We start from the raw sequence: 22,980 nt of genomic DNA, 5'->3' as shown, positions 1-22,980 counted from the left end.
TTATGAAATCAACAAATAACATTAAAATATTAATTATAGTTACACTGCTTTCGTTAACCTCTTGCCAAAAAGTGCTTGATATTGATGCACCTACTAATGAGCGCCCTTCCGGGGTGGTATTTGGCAGTGACGATAATGCAAAAGCGGCGCTTTCCGGCGCTTACAGCCAGCTTGGCGGAACGCAAACTTATGGCTCTGATTTAACACTTATTACCGGGCTGGCTGCGGATGAGCTCAAAACAAGCTCTCCGTCTGTAAGGTATGTTCAATTACAAAACAATACTTACGATGCGATCAATAACAGCCTGATCCGTAATGCGTGGGAAGATTCGTACACCAGTTTATATCGTTTCAATGCCATTATCGCCGGGCTCAGCAGTGCAAACGGGGTAACACCCGCTGTTGCCCAACAGATGCTGGGTGAGGCAAAAGCGATGCGCGCTTACATCTTGATGTCTCTTGTATCATTATACGGTGACGTGCCGCTGATCCTGACCACTAATGTTCAGGAAACGGCTACCATGCCCAAAACACCGGCTGCCCAGGTATGGCAACAAATCATCACTGACCTGACCGAGGCCAAAGAAGAACTGGCCGATGCTTATGTCAGTAATAACGGATCGGCTCAGCGTATGCAGATAAACAAGAGCGGCGCGGCTGCCTTACTGGCAAAGGCTTACCTGGCCACAGGTCAATGGGCGCTTGCGGTAAGTAATGCAAGCGAAGTGATCAGCAACACTACACTTTATGGTTTGTTACCGGGTACACAATTAAGCGATGTATTTCTGGCAAATTCCAGAGAGAGTATATTGCAGCTTGGATCTGCTTTTATGGGAGATACCGGTTACACAGGTGAAGGGTCGATTTTTATACCCAGCGCCTTCACTTCTGCCATGAATTTCGCGATCAGAGATGGCTTGCTTAACGCCTTTGAAAACAATGACAGGCGCCGGGATGCCTGGGTGCGGACCTATACCTTAAATGGGGTAACAACCAACCAGCCGTTTAAATACCAAAATGTAGACCGTGATGCGGCTACTGCATCAGGCAGAACGGAATCGGTAATGGTTATCAGGCTGGCCGAGGTTTACCTGGTACGTGCTGAAGCTAACGCCCGCTTATCAAACGCTGGTCAGGCAGTGGCCGATTTGAACGTGTTACGAACACGTGCCGGACTGGCCGCGCTTCCGGTAACCGTTAACTTACTGAACGCGGTGGAGCAGGAACGCCGGGTGGAGTTATTTTGTGAGCGGGGCGACCGCTGGTTTACACTCAAAAGAAATGGCAATGTTAACCAGGTGATCGGCGCGCTGAAGCCACAAACATGGACTGAAACAGCACAGCTTTTCCCTATACCGCAAACGGCTATTGATGCTAATCCAAACCTTATACAAAACCCGGGTTATCGCTAAGCAGTAAGGCAAATCTAAAATTTTAATCATTTATCTAATGACAGACAATATTGTAAAAATTGCCGGGCTATCGCACCGGTATGGCTCCTCGTGGGCTATTAAGGACATCAATTTCGAGATCAGCCAACATGGTGTTCTTGGTTTACTGGGTTCAAACGGAGCCGGAAAATCCACCACCATGAACATTATGTGCGGTGTATTGAATCAAACAGAAGGCATTGTTGAGGTTGGCGGGCACTCCATGCAAACCGAACCGATAGCAGCTAAAAAACTGATCGGCTTTCTTCCGCAAAATGCGCCGCTGTACCTTGATCTGACCGTAAAGGAATACCTTACACATTGTGCTAATCTGAGGTTGATCGCTCCCCGGCAGGTAGCATCATCAGTACAAAAGGCAATGAGTAAATGCGGTGTCAGCCATTTCGCAAACCGCCTGATATCAAATTTATCAGGCGGTTACCGCCAACGGGTAGGTATAGCGCAAGCCATCATCCACGAACCAAAATTGGTGGTGCTGGATGAACCGACCAACGGCCTTGACCCTAACCAGATAATTGAAGTACGTAAATTGATAAAGGAAATAGGCGAAGAAAAGGCGGTTATTTTTTCCTCACACATACTTCCGGAAGTTCAGGCCACGTGCAGCCATATTAAGATGATCGAAAACGGAAGAATGGTATTTGCGGATAGCATGCAGGCCTTCAATAATTACATTGAGCCCGATAGCCTGCTTGTTACTTTAAAGCACCCACCGGCAATAGAGGTTTTGGAAAAAGTAGAGGGAGTTACCAGTGTAGAAGTGATCAGCGATGACCGCTTTCGTATTCACTTTACAAACGGGCAGGAACTTACCGAGCGGCTGATCAGCATGAGCGTAGCAGAGCACTGGCGGATGCAGGAGATCGCCTTTGAAAAAAGCTCTCTCGACCAAATTTTTGCACAACTATCTCAAAAAAACACAAGTACTACCGCATGAAAAATATTTTAAGAATCGCCAGGATCGAGTTAAGTCAGCTTTTTCTTTCACCCGTAGCATGGATCGTACTGATCGTATTTATTGTTCAGTCCGGCTGGCAGTATATGTCAATGCTCGAGCGGCTTGAGCAGGCACAGCAAATGGGGCAGTCGGTAGACGGGATCACTGAACGCATATTTGCAGGTTTCAGAAGCCTGTATCCTAATATGAAGGATTATCTCTACCTGTATATACCGTTGTTAACGATGGGGCTTATCAGCCGTGAAACGCACAGCGGTTCCATCAAATTACTTTACTCTTCTCCCATCCGTGTTATGGACATTGTGTTGGGCAAATACCTGGCTATGGCAGTTTACAGCCTTTTGCTGATGGGTGTATTGTTCGGCTTGGGGATGATATCTCTGTTCACAATAAAAAGTACTGATCTCACTTTTATTATATCCGGAATCATCGGCTTATATCTGCTGGTTTGCGCTTATTCGGCCATAGGGCTCTTTATGTCAAGCTTAACCTCGTACCAGGTTGTGGCGGCTATAAGCACACTGGTTGTGCTGGCTATATTAAACTTTATAGGAGGCCTTTGGCAGGATGTGGATTTTGTACGAGATATCACTTACTTTCTCTCCATATCAGGGCGTACTGAGGAAGCGATAAATGGGTTGATCGGATCAAATGATGTGCTGTATTTTGGTATTGTAATTGCCTTATTTATTGGGCTAACGTTGCTTAAATTACAGTTTGAGCGCAGAACATTACCACTCGGAACTAAAATTTTACAGTATGCCTGTTTAATTTCAGTAATGCTGCTGTTGGGTTACATCAGCTCGTTGCCGCAGTTTACGGTTTATAAGGATATGACCGGAAATAACAGGCGTACCCTAACGCCGCCAAGCCAGGCTGTAATAGCGAAGTTTGCGGAGCCGGTAGAAATTACAACCTATGTGAATCTGCTTGACGAGAATAGTTATTTCGGGCTGCCGATGTATCAAAACCAGGATAAAAAGGTGTTTGAGCCTTATTCGAGGTTTATGCCATATATGCGGCTAAAGTATATTTATTATTGGGCGGATGCTGGTAATGAGCGTTTGTACAAAGAAAATCCAGGTCTTAGTCACGAGCAGATCGCACGCAAGCTTGCCAAGATCAATGAGTTGGATTTCAATATGTTTTTGCGGCCTGAGCAAATCAATAAGCTGATAGATCTGAAACCGGAAAGGTACCGGTCGGTAAGAACGATCAGATATAGGGACAAGATAACCTTCCTGAGAATATATGATGATCTTTTTCGTCAGCCTTCTGAAAAAGAAATTACTGCCGCGTTGAAACGCTTGGTTGTAAAACCGCCGGTGATAGGTTTTGTGCAGGGGCACCGCGAACGCAGTATTGAAAGATTGGGAGATCGCGATTATAAAGTTTCTACCAACGAGGTATCATTCCGGTATGCGCTGATCAATCAGGGTTTCGATGTGCAGGCCGTTTCTTTAACCGATCCGGCTTTAAAGGAAAAGATAAATGTTTTGGTTATTGCAGATCCGGTAGGGGCATATAATGATGAGGAGCTATCAAATTTACGCTCTTTTATAGATGCCGGTGGGAATGTCATGATCGCTGCGGAGCCCGGATCACAAAGTATAACCAACCCTATCCTGAAGCTGGTTGATGTAAAGCTTGAAGATGGTTCACTCGTGCAAAAAAGCGAAAATTTTGAACCCTCATTTGTTATGAGCGGCGTAGCTTTAAAAAACTGGATAGCACTGCTGGGGCAAAGCAACTTTACTAAGCTTGACAGCCCGTTTGTGACAACACCAACGGCAGCGGCATTGTCGGTTTTGCCTAATACTCCTTTTACTACCCAACCGGTATTGGTTACACAAGCTGCCAATACCTGGCAGATAGCCCAGGTAGCATTGGACAAAACTACTGAGATAAAGGATATACGCCTGAATGACCAGAAAAAGTCATACCCGGTTGCCTTTGCCTTAAAACGCCGTAAAAATGATCGTGAGCAACGTATACTGGTAGCCGGTGATGCGGATTTCATGAGCAATGCCGAAGTGATGCGCCAGTCGCCGCGGTCGGTTAATTTTACTTTTGTTACAGAGGCATTCAATTGGTTCAGTAACGGGGAATTCCCGATAGATACCTCGCGGCCCCAAACCTCTGATAACCTGATACTGGCAGATAGTAAAGAACTAACCATCCTTCGGTGGTGCTGGATAGGGCTGTTGCCTGCAGTGATCGTACTGGCTGTTTCAGGCCTGCTTATTTTTAGAAAAAGAAGATAACATGAAAAGGTATAAAATATATATCAGCATATTAACGTGTTGTATAATTATGATAACGCCGGTATGCTTGCCGGCACAAAACAGGTTGATTAAAAATGACCCGGGCGTAATTAAGGGCAGCTTGCCTAATGGTTTCCGCTACTACATCAAACATAATCAACAACCTGCGGGGCGTGCAACTATATACCTGGTTACCAAAGCGGGTGCCATTTTAGAAAAGGAGAACGAAAGGGGGATTGCCCATTTTTTGGAGCATATGAATTTTAACGGTACAAAGCATTTCCCCAAGAATGATCTGATCAGTTATCTTGAACGTGCAGGAGTACGCTTTGGAGCCGATCTGAATGCTTACACTGCCTTTGACGAAACAGTTTACCAGCTACCTCTGCCTACCGATAATGAGCAATTGTGGAAGAATGGTTTGCTGATTATGCACGATTGGGCAAACGGCGCGACTTTGAGCGAACAGGATTTTAACAGCGAACGCGGCGTGATCCTTGAAGAAAAAAGGATGAGAAACACGGTTGATCAAAGGCTACAGGAAAGGTATCGCAGGCAATTGTTCAGCTATTCCCGTTACGCAGACCGTATGCCCATCGGCACAGAAAGTGTTATCAGGAATGCTGATGTTACCATTGTGCGTAATTTTTATAAACGATGGTATCGGCCCGACCTGCAAGCCATCATTATTTCGGGCGATATTGACCCGAAGAAGGTTGAGCGTGAAATTAAGTTGTTATTTGCCGATCTGCGCCGCCCTGCTGCATATGTTGCAAGGCCTGAGTATAAGGTTAAATTGCAGGACTCATCAACCTTTGTGAAGCTTGGCGATCCTGAGTACGGGCGTTATACAATTGAATGGTATTATAAATTCCTTAGTCAGCCTGTTACAACAGAAACGCAGTTTAAAGACCGGCTTGTGCAAAGTATGATAAGCAGGCTGCTGTCCGCACGTTTCCGGGAGATCGCTGATCGTGAAAAACCGGCCTACATCAGCGGGGCAGGTGGTATGCGTGCTGTGGTGGCCAACATGAATGCGCTTGAATTGCAATTGATGCTCAATCCTGAACGCATAGCTTCGGGCGTAAAGGCATTTTTACTGGAAGCTGAGCGTATTCGCCGGTTTGGCTTTACCAATACCGAGCTTGACCGGATAAAAAGCCAGGTGTTGCTGGCTACTGATAACAGATTGGCGGAGCAGGACAAGATTAATTCATCGGAGTTTGCAGACGATTATCTGGATCATTTTGTGAGAGGTGATAGTTATCCGGATGTTGCCCAGCAACAGTTGCTAACCAAAGGTGCCGTTAAATCCATTACCATTAATGAGATCAATGAAAAGCTCCGTACGTTGTTTGCGGCTAAAGACTGTACCACTTTGGTAATAGGCCCTGAGTCGGGTCTGAAGAATCTGCCAGACCGGAAGGAACTGCAGGCCTGGGAAAACGAAGCTGCGGTCGCGAGCCTTAAACCGTATGAATCATCGGCTGTTGCTGCAACCCTGATCGCCCAAACACCATCTCCCGGAAAGATTGTTTCTGAAACCGGCCCTGACAGTGCAGGCGTATCACGATGGACTTTATCAAATGGTGCTGTTGTTTACGTTAAACCAACCAACTTTAAAAACGATGAAGTTTTATTCTCCGCTTTTCGCAGCGGTGGTTCAGCAGCTTTTAGCCTTGATGATAGCTACTCGGTAAAAAACGCGACCACATTTATTGTCAATAGTGGGGTTGATGGATTTAGCGGAAGCCAATTATCTCAGGTACTTAACGGCAAAGCATTACAGGTAAGGCCATACATCAATGATCGTTATGAAGGGTTTCGTGGCATCAGCTCTAAAAAGGATCTTTCTACGGCACTCGCCCTTACCAATCTGTACATGACAAGGCCCAGGTTAGATACCGGGCTCTTCTCGCAGATCATCGGGCAATCAAAGGCTGCTTTCAGAAACCGGGGCGCTGACCCTGACCGCGACCTGACAGATACGATCACGTACGTGTTATCAGGCTATCACCCGCGGCGCAAACCTACGGCCCTGGCCGATTTTGATCGAATAGATTCCGCAAAACTGCATGCTGCATTTAAGGAGCGTTTTTCAAATCCGGCTGGCTTTAACTTTATTTTTGTAGGAAATTTGAATACTGATTCATTGAAAAAGCTGGTGACCACTTATATCGGAAGTTTACCGGTAAATAAAGTTCCTGCGCCGGCTCCCGATCTCAGGATCAGGGTACCTGAAGGGAAAATAAGGAAGAACCTGACAGGCGGCAAGGATAACAAAGCTTCTGTACAATTTGTGATAAGCGGCAACTTTGCTTATGATACACAAAACCTGCTTTATCTCGATCTGCTTCGGGCCGCGCTTGAATCCCGGCTATTGGGCAGGCTAAGAGAAAAAGAGGGCGGTATCTATACACCCTCTGTAATGGTAAGCCCTGTAAAAGAACCTGTTAACTTCTACGCGTTTACCATCGCTTTTCAATGTGATCCGGCACGTATGGAAGAACTGATTACAGCAACGCAGCAGGAAGTAGATGGCCTGGCGCGGTCAGGCGTAACGGCGGATGAATTGCAAAAGTTTGTTGCTGAGGAAACCCGCTCGAATGAGTTGGACATAAAGGATAATTCTTTTTGGCAGCAGTATATTCAACAGCAGTTAATGAATGGTGAGCCAACGCCTGATGTTTTGTATCACAAGCGTAACCTTAATCAGCTTAATACAAATAATAGCCGGTTAATGGCAGCTAAATTTCTGTCACGGAAAAATGAGTTGCTGTTTACCCAAAAAAATCAATAAACTTCATTCGTTCTGATCAGTTAACAGATAGTTTAACCGGCAGTATGAAGGCTGCCGGTTTTTTTTATTCTTCTCCATTCTATCGTTCTTTTCGAACTGCATTCGTTATTTACGCAAAGTTTATCCGTACCCCACAAACGGTAATACTGCTTTGCGGGTGCCCAAAAATTGGGCGATATCATTGAAATTCAAAATCCGTCCGTTTCTTTTATATTTAGCCCACACTTTAGTATAGGCATGTTACATATCAGTGGAGTAGTTATCGCTCTTTTTCTTTCAATGCTACTTTTTACAAAGCGAGGAAGATCCGGTGCCGATATGGTGTTGGCATTTTGGCTTTTTTTGATCTCTGTTCATTTATTTTGCTATTATTTACTGGCATCAACTAAATATTTGGAGTATCCATACTTTTTAGGACTTGAGATTGCCATGCCCCTGTTACATGGCCCTTTACTGTTTTTATATACAACTTTGTTAACCGGAAAAACGATCAGTAAATTATATCGCTCTCTTCACTTTATTCCTGCAATCATAGTATACATTGCTTTATCAAAGTTTTTTTTGTTACCCACACCCCAAAAGATATATGTTTATGAAAATAATGGCATTGGCTATCTGGGCTTATTAAAAATAGTCCATTTTGCAATTTTACCTTCTGGCATTGCTTATATCTTAACGTCGCTTTATATCATACAAGAACATCGCAAAAATATTTCAAACCTGGTTTCTCATATTGAAAAAATAAATCTAAACTGGTTAAGATATCTGATATTCGGGATGTGCATGATCTGGGTATCTATCCTGTTAGGGAATGATATTTCTACTTTTAGCTTGGTTGATGTGTTTATTCTGTTTATAGGCTATTTCGGCATTAAACAAGTTGGGATATTTACCAATAAGGTCACACCTTTGCCTGTTGGCAATTTGGATGCACCAACACCGGGTGATATAAAAGACATACCTTTTATTGCAAATGTAAAATACCAAAAATCAGCAATAGGGCAGGAGTTCTTGTCAGAAATACATTCGCAGGTTACGCGCTTAATGCAGCAGGAAAAAGTATTTAAAGATCCCGAACTGAGCTTGAATGAACTTGCGGAGCAATTGAACATTCATCCAAATACTTTGTCGCAGGTGATCAATACAATGGAAAATAAAAACTTTTATGATTATATCAACGACCTCAGAATTGAAGAATTCAAGCTCATTTCGATACAGCCTGAAAATCAAAAATTTACATTATTAGCCATGGCTTATGAAGTTGGCTTTAATTCTAAAACCTCCTTTAACAGAAATTTTAAAAAGAAGATAGGGTTATCACCAACAGCTTATTTAAAACAACAGAAAATAGCTCTTCAACCTATCAATATAAACATGTAATAGGTGCCACCTTACAAAATGGAACCATTTTTAGTGCGTTAGTGCACATTTTTGTTGAAATAACATTCGGGTAATGTTGTACTTGCAACAGCCCATTACATTCAACATAGCGCGCTGACATGAAAAAAAAGATCTTGTGGGTTTTATTTGGTTTTTTCTCCATTATTATTGGCCTTTATCCACTTAAATATTTACTGATAAACGGGAAGGTTGGAATACTGAATGGTAAACCGGAGTGGCTTTTAAGCAGCGTTATATGGTACATTTCGTTTTATATACATATTACTTTTGGTGGGGTTGCACTACTCATAGGGTGGCTTCAATTTAGTCCGAAACTTAGGTACAAAAACATTAAAGCACACAGGATTATAGGTAAAGTATATGTTGCTTCGGCCTTATTCAGTTCCTTTTCCGGTTTCTACATCGCGCTGTTCGCGGATGAGGGTTTTTGGGCATCACTTGGTTTTAGCTGTTTAAGTATCATCTGGTTTTGTACCACCTTAATGGCTTACTTAACCATCATAAAACAACAGGTCATAAAACATCAGGTATTGATGATCTATAGCTACGCGGCTTGTTTTGCCGCTGTTACGCTAAGAATCTGGCTGCCTGTTTTGATACTTGTAATAGGCAATTATGGTATGGCCTATATTGTTGTAGCTTGGTTGTCGTGGCTCCCAAATTTGCTCGTTGCCTATTTGCTCACAAAAAAGCTGTTAAAATAAATTGCGCTATAATGATCTTAGAAAAGTATAGCATTGCCGGGTGCGGTCAAAAGGTCTTCGCAAGTTTTACCGGATTATCCCACATCTAAAACACTTTGTCCGATATCGGACAAGTATTTTATTATTTTTTTCATAAGTTATTGATTTTTAGTTGAATGTGTTTGGTATGGCACTTGTAAAGCCATATGCGTATTACATACCAACAAATGGATCAACTTATAGAAAAGGAAGTTACCGCCCGCAAGCAAAAAAAGAGCATTTTAATAGGTGTGGTGCTTGTATTAATTCTTGCTGCCGCGATATGGCTGGTAAGGGCCAATTTTAAAACCAGTATAAACAGAAGCGAACTGACTACCGCTACCGTTGAGGTGGGCAGCGTTGAAAATACGCTGAATGCCTCGGGCGAGGTGCTGCCTGAATTTGAGGAGATACTGACCAGCCCGATAAGCGCATCCATTAAAAGCGTGGTTATGGATGCCGGTAATAAAGTTCGAACAGGGCAGTCTGTACTTTCTCTGGATAAATCAGCCGCGCAAACTGAGTTTGAAAAGATAAATTTTCAGATCCAGAGTAAACGCAATGAGATCAGCAAGCTCAGGCTCGATCTTAATAAAAGCTTTTTTGATATACGATCAAATAACGACATCAAACAACTGCGCATAGGCAGCCTGGCTGATGCTGTTGAAAATGCCAGGCGTTTATTTAAGGCCGGTGGCGGTACCCGTGAGGGTATTGACCAGGCAGAGCTTAATCTTAAAGTTGCCCAAATGGAAAAAAAGCAACTGGAGAACGAGATTAAAAGCAAGCAGCAAACCATGCAGATAGAAATAAAGGAGGCGGAGATAGCCCTGGCGATACAGGAGAATGATCTGCGTGAGTTGAAACGCAAGCTGCAACTTGCCGATATTGTGGCTACCCGGGGCGGGGTGGTTACCTACGTAAATAAAAATATTGGTGCAAGCGTGCACGAGGGAGATGCGCTTGCCCGTATTGCCGATCTTAGCAGCTTTAAAGTTAACGGTAGTATAAGCGATAGTTACCTTGATAAGCTACATAATGGTATGCCGGTAATTGTTCGCGTAAACGATGCGCAGTTGAAGGGCCACGTGCAAAACGTATATCCATCGGTACAAAACAACACCGTTAATTTTGATATACAGTTGGATGAGCGCAACAACAAACAGTTGCGGCCTAACATGAAGGTTGATGTATACCTGGTTACTGATGTTCGTGGTAAAACACTACGGGTTGCCAACGGTGCCGGGTTTAAAGGTACCGCCGATCAGGATGTTTTTGTGCTTAACGGAAACAAAGCGGTGCGCAAAGCAGTACGCCTCGGCCTAAGCAATTTTGATTATGTGGAGATAAAGTATGGCTTGAAGACCGGCGATGTGGTCATCACGTCTGACATGAGTGAGTACAAGAATGCCCGCGAACTAACTATAAAAAATTAACGCGATGAAATACTTATACCTCATCATCCTGTTAATTACCGGTAATTTGGCATTTGCTGATAGCGGCAGCGATACCATTAAACTAAGCCTGCAACAGGTGGTTGATATGGCCAAACGCAATTCAATTGCCGCCAAGCAGGCCAATACCGTGCGCGAAACCAAGTACTGGCAATGGCGTACTTTTAAATCAAATTACCAGCCGCAGCTATCATTAAGCGGTATACTGCCGGGTTACAGCAAAACTACGCAGCAGGTGCTGCAGCCTGATGGTACCATTATATTTCAGCCGGTGCATAATGATAATTCATCGCTGCAGCTTGATTTTAGCCAGAGCATTACGGCAACCGGCGGTACAATATATGGTACAACCTCCATGCAGCGGTTTTATGATTTTGATCGGCGTAACGAATTATATAACGGGGTGCCTTACGCTTTAGGTTACAGCCAGCCGTTATTTCAGTATAATCAGTTAAGGTGGGATAAAAAGATAGAGCCGCTTAAATTTAATGAGAGCAAGCAGGCGTATATCGAATCGCAGGAGCAAATAGCCATTACGGTAACGGGTTATTTTTTCGATCTGTTACTGGCACAGGTAAATTTGCAGATAGCCGAAACCAATTTTACCAATACCGAAAAAATATTGGCCATAGCCAGGGTAAAGTTTGATTTGGGTAAGATTTCAAAGAACGAGATATTGCAATTGCAGTTGGAGCGCCTGAACGCGCAAAAGGCCGTAGGCACCGCCCGCAGGGATATGGAAATAGCTACCCTGAACCTGCGCACCTATACCGGGGCAGAGGGCGATGAAAAAATAGCCCTTGCATTGCCGTCGGCCACTATTGCCATGAATGTATCTGCCGATAAGGTGCTGGCCGAAGCGTTTGAGAATCGCAGTGATGCCATTGCCTTCATCCGCCGCATTGCCGAGGCTAAAAGGGATGTTGCCAAAGCGAAGGGGCAAAGCGGGCTGGTGGCAACGTTAACGGCAAATATTGGTTTTTCAAACACAGCCCGTAATATTCCGGATATTTACCGTAATCCTCAAAACCAGCAATTGCTGCAACTGCAGTTTGCCATACCGGTGCTTGACTGGGGCCGGTCAAAATCCCGTGTAAAAACGGCGCAGGCTAATGAGCAATTTACCGAATATGCCGTGGAGCAGGATAAGCAAACCTTTAAACAGCAAATAGTAACACAGGTTACGCTGTTTAATATGATGAAGGATCAGTTAATATTTACGGCCCAGGCAGACAGCATCGCGTCAGAAAAATATAAAATAGCGCGTGACCGCTATGTGCTTGGCGACCTGAGTATTACCGATCTTAGCATCGCTTTCCAGGAAAATGACCAGGCCAAGCGCGATTATGTTGCCGCGCTAAGAGACTTTTGGGGTGCGTATTACCAGTTACGCTACCTGAGCCTGTATGATTTTGAGAAGATGGAAAAGATAGCTTATAAGTAAATACAAAAAGTATAATCACAACTTTATCAGCAAATTATAATTTAAAAAACTAAACATACACACAATGATACGATTACAAAACATTGAGAAGGTGTACCGCACCGACACTATTCAGACACTGGCATTAAACAGCATCAATCTTGATATAGAAAAAGGGGAATTTCTGTCAATAATGGGGCCTTCGGGTTGCGGCAAAAGTACATTGCTCAATATAATGGGCTTATTGGATGCTCCTTCAAAAGGCAGTATTACTATTGATTCACAAGACACCGCCAGTTATTCAGATAAACAACTGGCCCGGTTCAGGAATAAAAAACTGGGGTTCATTTTCCAGAGCTATCACCTCATTAATGATCTGCAGGTGCTGGATAATGTAGAGCTGCCATTGTTGTATCGCGATACCACAGCAAAAGAACGCAGGGCATTGGCTACCGAAGCTTTGGAGAAAGTAGGGCTAAGTAACCGTATCAAGCATTTTCCAACGCAATTATCAGGGGGGCAAAGGCAGCGTGTTGCTATTGCAAGGGCTATAGTAGGCAAACCCGAAATTATATTGGCCGATGAGCCGACCGGTAACCTTGACAGTGCCATGGGCAACGAGATTATGGACATCCTGTTGCAATTGAACCGTACCGACGGTACCACCATTGTAATGGTAACGCACGATCAGTATATGGCTCAAAAAACGCATCGCCTGGTGCGCTTGTTTGATGGTTCGCAGGTTCAGTAATTCATCAGCTTAAAATAAATATCATGCTTAAAAATTATTTTAAAATAGCGATAGCGGTGCTGAGGCGAAGAAAGTTCTTTACGTTCATCAGCCTGTTCGGCATCAGCTTTACCTTAACTGTGTTAATGGTACTTGCCGCTTTTATTGATAGGGTTGGTAATTCAAATTATCCGGATAAAAAGCGCGATCGTAGCTTGTATATTCTAAGTATGGAGATGCAGGGTACTAAAAATGGTTATTATAACCGGGGCCCTCACTCTTTCTACTTTCTTGAACATTATGCCGGGAGCCTCAAAAGTGCCGAAAAGATAGCCATATCATCCATGTTTGATTATTCGAGCACGTATGTAAACAATAAAAAGGTGGCTATCAATCAAAAATATACCAATGCCGCTTACTGGCAAGTGCTTGATTATGATTTTTTAGAAGGTAAACCATTTACCCCGCAACAGGTAGCTAACGCCGAGCGTGTTGCTGTAATATCCGAAGATACCAAGACGGCCTATTTTGGTAACATACCCTCAGTGGTTGGCAAATACATTGAGGCTGATGATATAAAATACAGGGTAACCGGTGTGGTGAAAAATGTACCTATTACTCAAATAATGATGTATGGCGACATGTATTTGCCTTACACACTCTCAAAAGGTGATTATAAAACGAACAAAGGCTTCAACGGCAATTTTTCGGCCATTGTGTTGGCTAAGTCCGCGGCCGATCTGCCCAAAATAAAAAAAGAATATGCCGGTATTGTAGCGCGCATACCCATTACCGATAAAGACTATGACCACATTTACAGCTTTGCCGATACTTACTTTGTTGGCCTGGTGCGTACCATACTGGGCAATGGTAACAACTCGGGTGTTGGTAAGGTAATAACCGGGCTTGGTATCTTTGTATTCCTGTTTATGCTTTTGCCAACTATTAACCTGGTAAACATCAATATTACCCGCATTATGGAGCGGTCATCCGAGATAGGGGTGCGTAAGGCCTTCGGCGCGTCATCACGTACACTGGTTTACCAATTTATTGTAGAAAATATCATCCTTACGCTTTTGGGCGGCTTAATAGGTATTGTGTTAACGCTTGTAGTAATGAGCCTGATCAATAACGCCGGCTTGATAGCCAATTTAAACCTTACCATAAACTACACGGTACTTGCATGCAGCTTACTGGCTTGTTTGGTGTTCGGGTTACTCTCAGGCGTTTACCCGGCCTGGCGCATGTCTCGGTTAAATGTGGTGAATGCCCTTAAAGCCAAGTAAGAATTAATCACAATTAATCAAAAAATATTATGTTCAAGCATTTATTTAAGCTGATCTGGAATAAAAAGAAGCAAAACTTTTTGCTCATTACAGAGATCCTGGTATCCTTTATGGTGATTTTCGCGGTGTTCACGCTCATTGTAAATTACTATCAGAATTACAGACAACCCATGGGGCTCGATTACGAAAGGGTATGGGTGATCAATTACCAAAACAGGGTAGAGATAAAGGACCGGGATTCATTAAAAACCTATTACGATAACCTGCTGCGAAAGATAAGCTCAATGCCCTATGTTCAGGAAGCGAGTTTTGCCAGCTCAAACGTGCCATTTTCGGCCAATACGCATATGAACGGCGTTGATTATAAGAAGATTCACGTTAATAGTGTTAATTATTATGAGGCAGGCGATACCTATCATAAGGTTTTAAACATGCAGGTTACCGAAGGTCGCTGGTTTAGCAGGGTGGATGATGCCGGTAAAGTAAAGCCCATCGTTATCAACAATTCGCTGCGTAAGGAGCTGTTTGGAACCGGTAAGGCAATAGGTGAGCAAACCGGCGGTAAGGACAGCAAGAGGGTAGTGGTTGGCGTGGTAGAAGATGTTAAGGCAAAGGGAGATTATCAAAAGGCCGGTACGGCTATGTACGAGCGTGTGGATACTTCTGCATCAGGCGGCCGCGGGCGTATACTTTTAAAGGTAGCTCCATCGGCAGATGCGGCATTTGAAAGTCGGGTTTATAAGGTTATGGCAAACGATCCGATGAATTCAGGTATCGAGATAGAACACCTGGCCGATAAGCGCGTGAGCATTAACAAAACCACATTGGTACCCATGATTATATTATTGATAATAGCCGGTTTTTTAGTTGTAAATGTGGCTTTGGGCTTGTTTGGCGTGTTATGGTACAACATTAGCAAACGTAAAGGCGAAATTGGTTTGCGCAGAGCTGTTGGCGCATCGGGTGCATCGGTATCAGGGCAGTTAGTAGCCGAATCAATGATACTGGCAACGCTCGCGCTTATTGTGGGTGCTTTCTTTGCGGTTCAGTTTCCTATATTAAATGTTTTTGATTTGCGGGCGAGCGTTTATATCATCGCCATATTATTGTCGGTGATGTTTATTTACCTGTTGGTGCTGGTATGCGCATTGTATCCGGGCAGGCAGGCCGCGGCAATTTATCCGGCTGTTGCCCTACATGAAGAATAAAAAATTAGTTTTGAGGTATGATATTGGTTATTGATGATGATGTTGCCGTTCGTACATCTTTGCAGCTATTGTTGCAGAGTGAAGGCTATGCGGTTACCGGTACCGAAAAGCCGGATGAGGCACTTAACATCATCAAACATAAAGCCCCGGGGCTGATTATCCTTGATCTTAATTTTTCCATCAGCACCACCGGGGAGGAAGGGATGGATCTGTTGCAGCAAATAAAGCAGGTCAATGCCGGGGTGCCGGTGATCCTGATAACCGGCTGGGGCAGTATAGCCCTCGCTGTGCAGGGGATAAAACTTGGCGCAAATGATTTTATTAATAAGCCATGGGAGAACGGCTACCTGCTGCAATCAGTAAAAACGCTGCTTGATCTGCGCGAAAAAGCAGCGGTATCACTTACCCGCAGGCAGCTTGATAAGGAATATAATTTTCAGCAGATAATAGGCGAGGACCCGCAAATGCTGCAAATACTGGAAACCATAGGCCGCGTAGCGTCTACAGATGCATCTGTACTTATTATGGGCGAAAGCGGGACGGGTAAAGAACTGATAGCCGAGGCCGTACACCAAAACAGCGGGCGGCGGCATAAGCCATTTATCAAGGTAAACCTTGGCGGTATTTCTACATCGTTGTTTGAAAGCGAAATGTTTGGCCATGTGCGCGGCGCATTTACCGATGCCCGTTTTGACAGAACCGGCAGGTTTGAACTGGCTAACAAAGGTACTATATACCTTGACGAGATAGGTGAGCTTGACCCGGGAAGCCAGGTTAAACTATTACGCGTTTTGCAGGATCGTACTTACGAGGTTTTAGGCAGCAGCCGTACCAAAACAGTAGATGTACGCGTAGTTTGCGCCACTAACAAAAACCTGGTAGCAATGGCGGCCAATGGTACCTTTAGGGAGGATTTGCTGTACCGCATAAACCTGATAGTGGTAACCTTGCCGCCCCTGCGCGACAGGCCGAAGGACATACCGCTTTTAGTAGAGTTTTTTATGAACAATTTAAAGCAGATCTACAATCGCCCGGGTTTAACGATATCTAAAAACGCGATGAAGTGGCTGCAGCAATTGCCTTTGCCGGGCAATATCCGCCAGCTAAAAAACCTGGTAGAACGTTCCATACTGGTATCTAAAAAGGATGTGCTGGAGATTGAAGACTTCCGATCTCAGCTCGAACCCGCGCCTGTTACCAGCAGTAATGGCCAATGGCCGCGGGTGGGTACAGTTACGCTTGAGGAGATGGAGATAGAAATGATAAAAAGGGCCATGGCTTTCCATCGTAACAAGGTAAGCAAGGCTGCCGTGGCACTTGGTTTAACCCGCAGTGCCTTGTACAGGCGGCTCGATAAATTTGAAATACCTTACGATGAAGCTGAGGACTAAGTACATTCTTTTTGTGGTTATACTGCATCTACTCGCGCTGATGCTTTCCTTTTATATTTTTGATAAAAACCGTATTTACTTCATCGTATCTGAGGTATTTGTCATTATCTCTGTGGTCATATCTATCAGCTTATACAGGCAGCTTATCAGCCCGATAAAAATGCTTATACAGGGCATAGAGGTTATTAAAGACAGGGAGTTCAACGTTAAGTTTTTGCCTACCGGCAAGCATGAGGTAGATGAACTCATCAGCGTATATAACCAAATGATAGATGAATTAAGGTATGAGCGTACCCGGCAGGAAGAGCAGCATTTTTTTTTAGAGAAGTTGATCCATACATCACCCACAGGTATTGTGATACTTGATCATGACAACAACATACGCCAGGTAAACCCTAAGGCACAAAATATTTTATCACTTACAGAGAAAGAACTTACGGGGAAAAGTATAGGGCATATACAAAATGCGATGCTTATGCAGGCCGCTTCCCTTAAAGCGGGCGGCACATTAACTTTAAAAACCGACGGCATTAATACTTATAAGCTGCAAAAATCATATTTTATTGACAGGGGATTTCAACGCGGCTATATTATGATAGAGGAGTTGACCAGTGAAATACTGGCCGCTGAAAAAAATACCTATGGTAAAGTGATCCGTATGATGGCACACGAGGTTAACAATACCATAGGGCCGGTTAATTCCATATTACAATCAACTCTTAATGCCGGTAGGCTGTGGGAGGGTAAAACAGAACACTTGCTGCATAACGCCTTGCAGGTGGCGTATGATCGTAACCAAAACCTAAACCACTTTATGCGCAACTTTGCCGACCTGGTAAAACTGCCGCCCGCCAACAAAAAACCGGTTGAACTGCAAGTGCTGATCAATGCTATTATAGAGCTGATGCAGATACGGGCCGATGAACAACAGGTGCAGTTAATATTTATGCCACCCGTAAAACCGGTAATAGTTATTTTAGATATTGAACAGTTTGAACAGGCGCTCATCAATATCGTAAAAAACGCGCTTGAAGCTATTGAGGTGAGCGGGATTATACAATTTATAATTAATGAGCAAGCCCGTACGCTTACCATTACTGATGATGGTAAAGGTATTAGCGAGGAGCAAAGTAACCAGTTGTTTTCACCATTTTACAGCACCAAAAAGGATGGGCAGGGCATAGGCCTTACTTTGGTTAGGGAGGTAATGCTTAATCATGGGTTTGACTTTTCGTTAAAAACCACGGATGATAAAACAGTTTTTAAAATAAGCTATGCTTAAAATAGCCGGGTATGTTTTTGTTTCGAGCCATCCTAAGCATCTTATTATAGTTTATCAATGTTTCAACCTGTCGGGGTTAAAAGCTACAAGATAGGTTTGATCTTTATCAAAAGGGTTATTAGTTTCTGCCGCAGTTGTTGAATTACCTTTTGAAGTATTAAGGCGGGCTTGAATGATGTTGAATAGTTCAGGCAAAACATCAGGTAAAACTTTGGTTGATACGGTCAGGAGATATTTTTTCTCAATTTCCGCCTTTTCCTCAATGGTGGCTTTTGTTAATTTCCAGTCTTCATTTTGCTTAAAGCCATGTTCACGTGCAGAGTTATCCAGATCAAAAAGATATATTTTAGCCTGGGTATTAATTGTACTGTTATTTATCATTACTTCTTTTTGCTTGGTATGGGTATAATTTTTGAAACCGTTGTCTTTTCATTCTGATATTCAGAATTTGCTTTTTTGCCGTTGGCAGCCGGCGCTTTCTTGATGTTTTTACCACCTTTATCTTTACTCATATTATTTGTTTTATTTAATGTTTATTTCTCTTTCAGGCATCAGGATGCTACTTTAGGTAAGAATCAGGTTGAATACGATATATTATCTTCCGGGCGGTATTGTGCAGTTGCTGGTACGGTAACTCATTGGAGTTTAAGTTTGAGGCTGGCTTCAGACCTGTAACAGATGCTTCTTTAACTACTGTAGACGTTTTATGAAAGCAATAATGTTTATGGTAGGACTTTTTCATGTGCTTGATAATAATTATAGCGTAAAGCTTAAAAATTACCAGGTGTGCTAAACAAGTAAAGTCTAAGTAGAAGGTAGTGTGCGTGAGAGGTGGTTTTTATAAAGATAAGCTTAATAGTCGGATAACCTAATTATATCTTAATATATATTCAACATTAATAATTATTAGGTTAAAATCTATATATCTTATTAAAAAAGCAAACAGGTATTTAATTATATCTCATACATCTTAATGTAAGGTTTAAGTAAAGTAAAACTAATTATGTTATTGAATGTATTTCAGTTACAGTTTTGTTAATACAATTACATGTCAATAAAATATTATATACTGATTTGCTGCCTGCTGCCTGTTAAATTGTTAGCTCAAAATGCCCCAACCATTATCCCGCAAAATGCTACAAAAAAGGATACTGCGCGGCAAACGGATCTTATCGATGTAGCAAAAGGCTTATTCAGCATTAAAAAGAAGAATACGGTAGATACCTCATCACGCGAGAAAAAGGTTTTCTTTTCTTTTCTGCCATTTGGTACCACAGTACCGGGCGGTAGCGGCCGGGCACTGATTACCAGTACAACTGCCGGTATGTATCTGGGGCCACGCTCAAACACCAGCCTTTCAACCGCGGTGTTTGCGCCTTACTGGAATTTGAAAAGCCGTTTTGGCCTGCCTTTGCGCACCAGTATTTGGTTGCCCGGTAATAAATGGACAATACAGGGTGATACGCGCTTTTTAGTATACCCGCAATACACCTGGGGCTTAGGCAGCAGAAACGAAGAGGATAACAAAACCCTTGTCGACTATAAATATATCCGCTTTTACCAAAGCGCGCTTAAACGCATTAAGCCTTATTTATTTGCCGGGTTAGGGTATAACCTTGATTACCGTATTAATGTTAAAAGTGATAACCCTGATGTTAGCCTGAAAGATTTTACCGGTTATAGTTACGGTACCGACCGTAATTCATTTTCATCAGGCTTGAGTTTGAATTTATTGTATGATACACGTAATAATACAGTAAACCCGTTACCGGGCTCGTATGCTAATATCATATACCGTGTTAATCCAACGTTTTTGGGCAGTAATAATAACTGGCAATCCTTATACCTTGATGTGCGCAAGTATGTATCGCTTAACCCTGCCAGGCCAAATCAGCAAAATACGCTGGCATTCTGGTCGTATTTCTGGACAACGTTAAGCGAGGGTACACCTTATCTTGATTTGCCAAGCACAGGCTGGGATCCAAACAACCGTTCAGCCCGTGGTATTGATCAAAACCGTTATCGCGGTAAAAGTTTGCTGTACTTTGAGAGTGAGTACCGCAGAGATATTACCAATAACGGCTTGCTGGGTTTTGTTTTATTTGCAAATGTTAATACGGTAAGCGGGTCGGGCTCATTGTTAAGGTCATGGCATCCGGCGGCAGGTACAGGTTTGCGCATTAAATTCAATAAGGCTACAGGTACTAATATAGGTATTGATTATGGCTTTAGTAAAGGTTACAGCGCAATTTTGCTTAACCTTGGCGAAGCTTTTTAGGATTGCTATATTTGTCATAATAGTCTGTTTTTATTTAACTATATTTTTTATTTTTTTACCAAAAGGAAAATAAACCATTTATTATGCGTACCTTGTGGACTTATCAAAATAAAATATAATGCAACAAGGAACAGTAAAATTTTTTAATGAAACTAAAGGTTTCGGATTTATCACTCCAAGTAACGGTGGTAGCGAGATCTTTGTTCATACTACAGGCCTTATTGACAACATCCGTGAAAACGATGTAGTTAATTACGAGGTTGAAGAAGGTCGTAAAGGACCTAATGCAATTAATGTAAAAGTAGCTTAACACACTATAAATTATTGTATGGCATTCTCCTTAGTAGGGAGAATGCTTTTTTTATTCTATAAAAAAGAGTTAATTAAGAAACTTTTAAGTATAAAAGTTTAATGTAACACATAAAACAAAACATGGGTAGATCCACAGAAACATTCAATAAAAAAGAACGAGAAAAGAAAAAGCTCAGAAAACAGCAGGATAAAAGAGAAAAAGCTGAAGAGCGTAAGGCAAATGCTGTTAAAGGCCAGGGTTTAGATGATATGATGGCTTATGTAGATGAGAATGGTAACATTACCTCTACGCCACAAATACCGGGTAAACGTAAAGCTGTATTGGCAGAAAATATACAGATAGGGGTAGCAAGGCAGGAAGATATACCTGTTGAGGTTGTAAGAACAGGCAAGGTTGCTTTTTTTAACGATTCAAAAGGTTATGGTTTTATTAAAGACCTGCAAACCCAGGAAAGCATCTTTGTACACATAAACGGCATACTTGAGCAAATAAAAGAGAACGACAAAGTTACTTTTGAGGTTGAGCAAGGGCAAAAAGGCCTTAATGCAATCAAAGTAAAAAAAGCGGTATAAAATTATCGCTGTTGTCAATATACTATCTGGCTGAATTGTAGCCTTGCCCTATAGTTATTGTAATATTGATCATCTCAGATGATTACACCCGAAGATGATCAATATTAAAATAAATACCTATGTGTTATAGTTGCTTTTGGCCACTATACGTATTGGTTATCCTTACTAATACTTTTTAAGTATTATTATTTACGCAGCAGCAGCCATGTTGCAGCAAAGCCCGCCAGCACCGATCCGGCAATTAAATTTCGTTTTTGCTTAGGCGCAATTGGCAGGTTAAAGCCACCATGCACGCCTGTGCCAAAATCAACTGTATTGTATGTATTACCATCAGTTAAGGCTATATCTGTCGCTGTTTTAAAATAGCGCCTCATTACCCATCCGGTAATATTAGTAGTAGTTTCAGGCGCTATCGCATGAGCGAATTTTAGTAACAACGATGCGCTACCAACGTAAGTATTTGATTTTGGATGAATACTTAGTTGAACCATAGCCCTTGCTACCCTTACAGGATCATATACAGGAGGGGCCGGTTTTAGCTCCTTGCCGGTGTAGTTTGCCGCGTGATATATTCCCGGGGTATCTAAAAAAGCAGGGAACAGGTCGCACACATGAATGCCGGGCCATGCTTTGAGCTCTGATTTTAAAGATTCAGAAAAACCGCGTAACCCAAACTTGCTGGCAGTATAACCTGCGCCATAAGGTACGGGTAAAAAACCACCTATTGATATATTGTTGATGATGATGCCTTTACCTTTTGCCTTATATATTGGCAGTATGGCATGTGCGCCGTGCATATAACCTAATAAATTTGTCCTGATGATCTGTTCGTGGGTGTCCATAGGAGTTGTTTCAAAATTTCCGGCACCTAAAACCCCGGCGTTGTTGATCCATACATCAACCCGGCCGTAATAGTCGTTAGCGACATTGGCCAGATTGATCACCGCTTTGCTATCCGTAACATCAGTAATCACAACCAATACTTCCGAACCTAACTCGCGGCATTCTGCCGCTACCTTTTCAAGTGCGTGTTCATTTCGGGCCGCTAACACCAATCGGTTATTGTATTGAGCAAACTCCAACGCCGCTGCCGCGCCAACACCACTTGAGGCGCCGGTTATTACTACCACTTTTCTTTCCATATAGCATATAACCCGTAGTGTTTAAAGATTGTTCTTATAAATTGGGAGTGCTTTTTTAATGTAGTATACATATCTATATGCAATTCCGAATAATATGTTCGTCATCTTCATAATGTTTGGTTTATTTTGATATTTTTTCTCCTTGAGGTACAGGGGGTTTAAGGGGTTATGGTAATAAAAAGCGGTACAGGATTTGGAAAGGCGGGAAAAGGGCGTACCTTTGCAGCCGCTTTGATAGATAAAGCGAAGTTATTTGAAAGAAGGTTAAAGGTACGGCGGGGATAGCGAAGGGGGCGGCTTTAGGG

Annotated in this window: 19 protein-coding genes; 16 read left to right on the top strand and 3 right to left on the bottom strand. The window is 42.7% G+C overall.

Going from position 1 to position 22,980, the window contains the following annotated elements; all coding sequences use genetic code 11:
• Positions 1-2 precede the first annotated feature (2 nt).
• The 13 genes from LJ707_RS20125 to LJ707_RS20065 all read left to right on the top strand — a co-directional run bounded on the left by LJ707_RS20125 (position 3) and on the right by LJ707_RS20065 (position 18,370).
• On the top strand, positions 3-1,412 hold the full coding sequence (locus tag LJ707_RS20125) for a RagB/SusD family nutrient uptake outer membrane protein (RefSeq protein WP_228954538.1): 1,410 nt from the start codon (positions 3-5) through the stop codon (positions 1,410-1,412).
• 37 nt (positions 1,413-1,449) lie between these two features.
• Positions 1,450-2,388 (top strand): ABC transporter ATP-binding protein, encoded by a 939-nt coding sequence (locus LJ707_RS20120; RefSeq protein WP_228954536.1) that lies wholly within the window; start codon positions 1,450-1,452, stop codon positions 2,386-2,388.
• Entirely contained in the window at positions 2,385-4,673 is a 2,289-nt protein-coding gene (locus LJ707_RS20115) for a Gldg family protein (RefSeq protein WP_228954534.1), read from the top strand. Before LJ707_RS20120 ends, LJ707_RS20115 begins: the two co-directional genes overlap by 4 nt.
• Positions 4,674-4,722: 49 nt before the next feature.
• Positions 4,723-7,473: a pitrilysin family protein gene (locus LJ707_RS20110; RefSeq protein ID WP_228954533.1), complete on the top strand. Its 2,751-nt coding sequence runs from the start codon at positions 4,723-4,725 to the stop codon at positions 7,471-7,473.
• Positions 7,474-7,641: 168 nt separating this feature from the next.
• Entirely contained in the window at positions 7,642-8,853 is a 1,212-nt protein-coding gene (locus LJ707_RS20105) for an AraC family transcriptional regulator (protein ID WP_228954532.1), read from the top strand.
• 119 nt (positions 8,854-8,972) lie between these two features.
• A complete protein-coding gene (locus LJ707_RS20100; RefSeq protein WP_228954531.1) occupies positions 8,973-9,578 on the top strand; it encodes a DUF2306 domain-containing protein in 606 nt (201 codons plus the stop codon).
• Between the two features lie 206 nt (positions 9,579-9,784).
• Positions 9,785-11,032 carry an efflux RND transporter periplasmic adaptor subunit gene (locus LJ707_RS20095; RefSeq protein ID WP_228954530.1) on the top strand — a complete coding sequence of 416 codons (1,248 nt, stop codon included), beginning with the start codon at positions 9,785-9,787 and terminating at the stop codon, positions 11,030-11,032.
• 4 nt (positions 11,033-11,036) lie between these two features.
• Positions 11,037-12,494: a TolC family protein gene (locus LJ707_RS20090; protein ID WP_228954527.1), complete on the top strand. Its 1,458-nt coding sequence runs from the start codon at positions 11,037-11,039 to the stop codon at positions 12,492-12,494.
• A 64-nt stretch (positions 12,495-12,558) separates the two neighbouring features.
• Complete coding sequence (locus LJ707_RS20085) at positions 12,559-13,224, top strand: ABC transporter ATP-binding protein (protein ID WP_228954525.1); 666 nt, start codon at positions 12,559-12,561, stop codon at positions 13,222-13,224.
• Between the two features lie 23 nt (positions 13,225-13,247).
• Positions 13,248-14,489 (top strand): ABC transporter permease, encoded by a 1,242-nt coding sequence (locus LJ707_RS20080; protein WP_228954522.1) that lies wholly within the window; start codon positions 13,248-13,250, stop codon positions 14,487-14,489.
• 29 nt (positions 14,490-14,518) lie between these two features.
• The gene (locus tag LJ707_RS20075) at positions 14,519-15,697 is read left to right on the top strand and encodes an ABC transporter permease (protein WP_228954520.1); all 1,179 of its coding nucleotides are present in this window, start codon (positions 14,519-14,521) and stop codon (positions 15,695-15,697) included.
• A gap of 17 nt (positions 15,698-15,714) precedes the next feature.
• On the top strand, positions 15,715-17,088 hold the full coding sequence (locus tag LJ707_RS20070) for a sigma-54 dependent transcriptional regulator (protein ID WP_228954518.1): 1,374 nt from the start codon (positions 15,715-15,717) through the stop codon (positions 17,086-17,088).
• Positions 17,072-18,370, top strand: coding sequence for a PAS domain-containing sensor histidine kinase (locus LJ707_RS20065; RefSeq protein ID WP_228954516.1), 1,299 nt, complete (start codon positions 17,072-17,074; stop codon positions 18,368-18,370). Before LJ707_RS20070 ends, LJ707_RS20065 begins: the two co-directional genes overlap by 17 nt.
• A 54-nt stretch (positions 18,371-18,424) precedes the next feature.
• Here LJ707_RS20065 and LJ707_RS20060 read toward each other — a convergent pair whose 3' ends face one another.
• Together LJ707_RS20060 and LJ707_RS20335 are read right to left on the bottom strand one after the other, a co-directional pair.
• A complete protein-coding gene (locus LJ707_RS20060; protein ID WP_228954513.1) occupies positions 18,425-18,751 on the bottom strand; it encodes a hypothetical protein in 327 nt (108 codons plus the stop codon).
• Positions 18,751-18,882, bottom strand: coding sequence for a hypothetical protein (locus LJ707_RS20335; protein WP_255679017.1), 132 nt, complete (start codon positions 18,880-18,882; stop codon positions 18,751-18,753). The genes LJ707_RS20060 and LJ707_RS20335 overlap by 1 nt, the downstream gene beginning before the upstream one ends.
• Positions 18,883-19,418: 536 nt before the next feature.
• Here LJ707_RS20335 and LJ707_RS20055 point away from each other — a divergent pair.
• From LJ707_RS20055 to LJ707_RS20045, 3 genes are all read left to right on the top strand, one after another.
• The gene (locus tag LJ707_RS20055) at positions 19,419-20,648 is read left to right on the top strand and encodes a BamA/TamA family outer membrane protein (RefSeq protein WP_228954510.1); all 1,230 of its coding nucleotides are present in this window, start codon (positions 19,419-19,421) and stop codon (positions 20,646-20,648) included.
• 118 nt (positions 20,649-20,766) lie between these two features.
• The gene (locus LJ707_RS20050; protein WP_228954508.1) at positions 20,767-20,958 is read left to right on the top strand and encodes a cold-shock protein; all 192 of its coding nucleotides are present in this window, start codon (positions 20,767-20,769) and stop codon (positions 20,956-20,958) included.
• Positions 20,959-21,080: 122 nt separating this feature from the next.
• Positions 21,081-21,533 (top strand): cold-shock protein, encoded by a 453-nt coding sequence (locus tag LJ707_RS20045; RefSeq protein WP_228954505.1) that lies wholly within the window; start codon positions 21,081-21,083, stop codon positions 21,531-21,533.
• Between the two features lie 185 nt (positions 21,534-21,718).
• Here LJ707_RS20045 and LJ707_RS20040 read toward each other — a convergent pair whose 3' ends face one another.
• Positions 21,719-22,675, bottom strand: a complete 957-nt coding sequence (locus LJ707_RS20040) for an SDR family oxidoreductase (protein WP_228954502.1) — start codon at positions 22,673-22,675, stop codon at positions 21,719-21,721.
• Positions 22,676-22,980: the final 305 nt, after the last annotated feature.

Source organism: Mucilaginibacter sp. UR6-1 (genome assembly GCF_020880975.1).
Taxonomy (GTDB): domain Bacteria; phylum Bacteroidota; class Bacteroidia; order Sphingobacteriales; family Sphingobacteriaceae; genus Mucilaginibacter.
This window is presented reverse-complemented; position numbering and strand designations above follow the sequence as displayed.

Coding starts and splice junctions, on each gene's coding strand:
- LJ707_RS20125 (WP_228954538.1), top strand. CDS start 3: ATGAAATCAACAAATAACATTAAAATATTAATTATAGTTACACTGCTT.
- LJ707_RS20120 (WP_228954536.1), top strand. CDS start 1,450: ATGACAGACAATATTGTAAAAATTGCCGGGCTATCGCACCGGTATGGC.
- LJ707_RS20115 (WP_228954534.1), top strand. CDS start 2,385: ATGAAAAATATTTTAAGAATCGCCAGGATCGAGTTAAGTCAGCTTTTT.
- LJ707_RS20110 (WP_228954533.1), top strand. CDS start 4,723: ATGATAACGCCGGTATGCTTGCCGGCACAAAACAGGTTGATTAAAAAT.
- LJ707_RS20100 (WP_228954531.1), top strand. CDS start 8,973: ATGAAAAAAAAGATCTTGTGGGTTTTATTTGGTTTTTTCTCCATTATT.
- LJ707_RS20095 (WP_228954530.1), top strand. CDS start 9,785: ATGGATCAACTTATAGAAAAGGAAGTTACCGCCCGCAAGCAAAAAAAG.
- LJ707_RS20090 (WP_228954527.1), top strand. CDS start 11,037: ATGAAATACTTATACCTCATCATCCTGTTAATTACCGGTAATTTGGCA.
- LJ707_RS20085 (WP_228954525.1), top strand. CDS start 12,559: ATGATACGATTACAAAACATTGAGAAGGTGTACCGCACCGACACTATT.
- LJ707_RS20080 (WP_228954522.1), top strand. CDS start 13,248: ATGCTTAAAAATTATTTTAAAATAGCGATAGCGGTGCTGAGGCGAAGA.
- LJ707_RS20075 (WP_228954520.1), top strand. CDS start 14,519: ATGTTCAAGCATTTATTTAAGCTGATCTGGAATAAAAAGAAGCAAAAC.
- LJ707_RS20070 (WP_228954518.1), top strand. CDS start 15,715: ATGATATTGGTTATTGATGATGATGTTGCCGTTCGTACATCTTTGCAG.
- LJ707_RS20065 (WP_228954516.1), top strand. CDS start 17,072: ATGAAGCTGAGGACTAAGTACATTCTTTTTGTGGTTATACTGCATCTA.
- LJ707_RS20060 (WP_228954513.1), bottom strand. CDS start 18,751: ATGATAAATAACAGTACAATTAATACCCAGGCTAAAATATATCTTTTT.
- LJ707_RS20335 (WP_255679017.1), bottom strand. CDS start 18,882: ATGAGTAAAGATAAAGGTGGTAAAAACATCAAGAAAGCGCCGGCTGCC.
- LJ707_RS20055 (WP_228954510.1), top strand. CDS start 19,419: ATGTCAATAAAATATTATATACTGATTTGCTGCCTGCTGCCTGTTAAA.
- LJ707_RS20050 (WP_228954508.1), top strand. CDS start 20,767: ATGCAACAAGGAACAGTAAAATTTTTTAATGAAACTAAAGGTTTCGGA.
- LJ707_RS20045 (WP_228954505.1), top strand. CDS start 21,081: ATGGGTAGATCCACAGAAACATTCAATAAAAAAGAACGAGAAAAGAAA.
- LJ707_RS20040 (WP_228954502.1), bottom strand. CDS start 22,675: ATGGAAAGAAAAGTGGTAGTAATAACCGGCGCCTCAAGTGGTGTTGGC.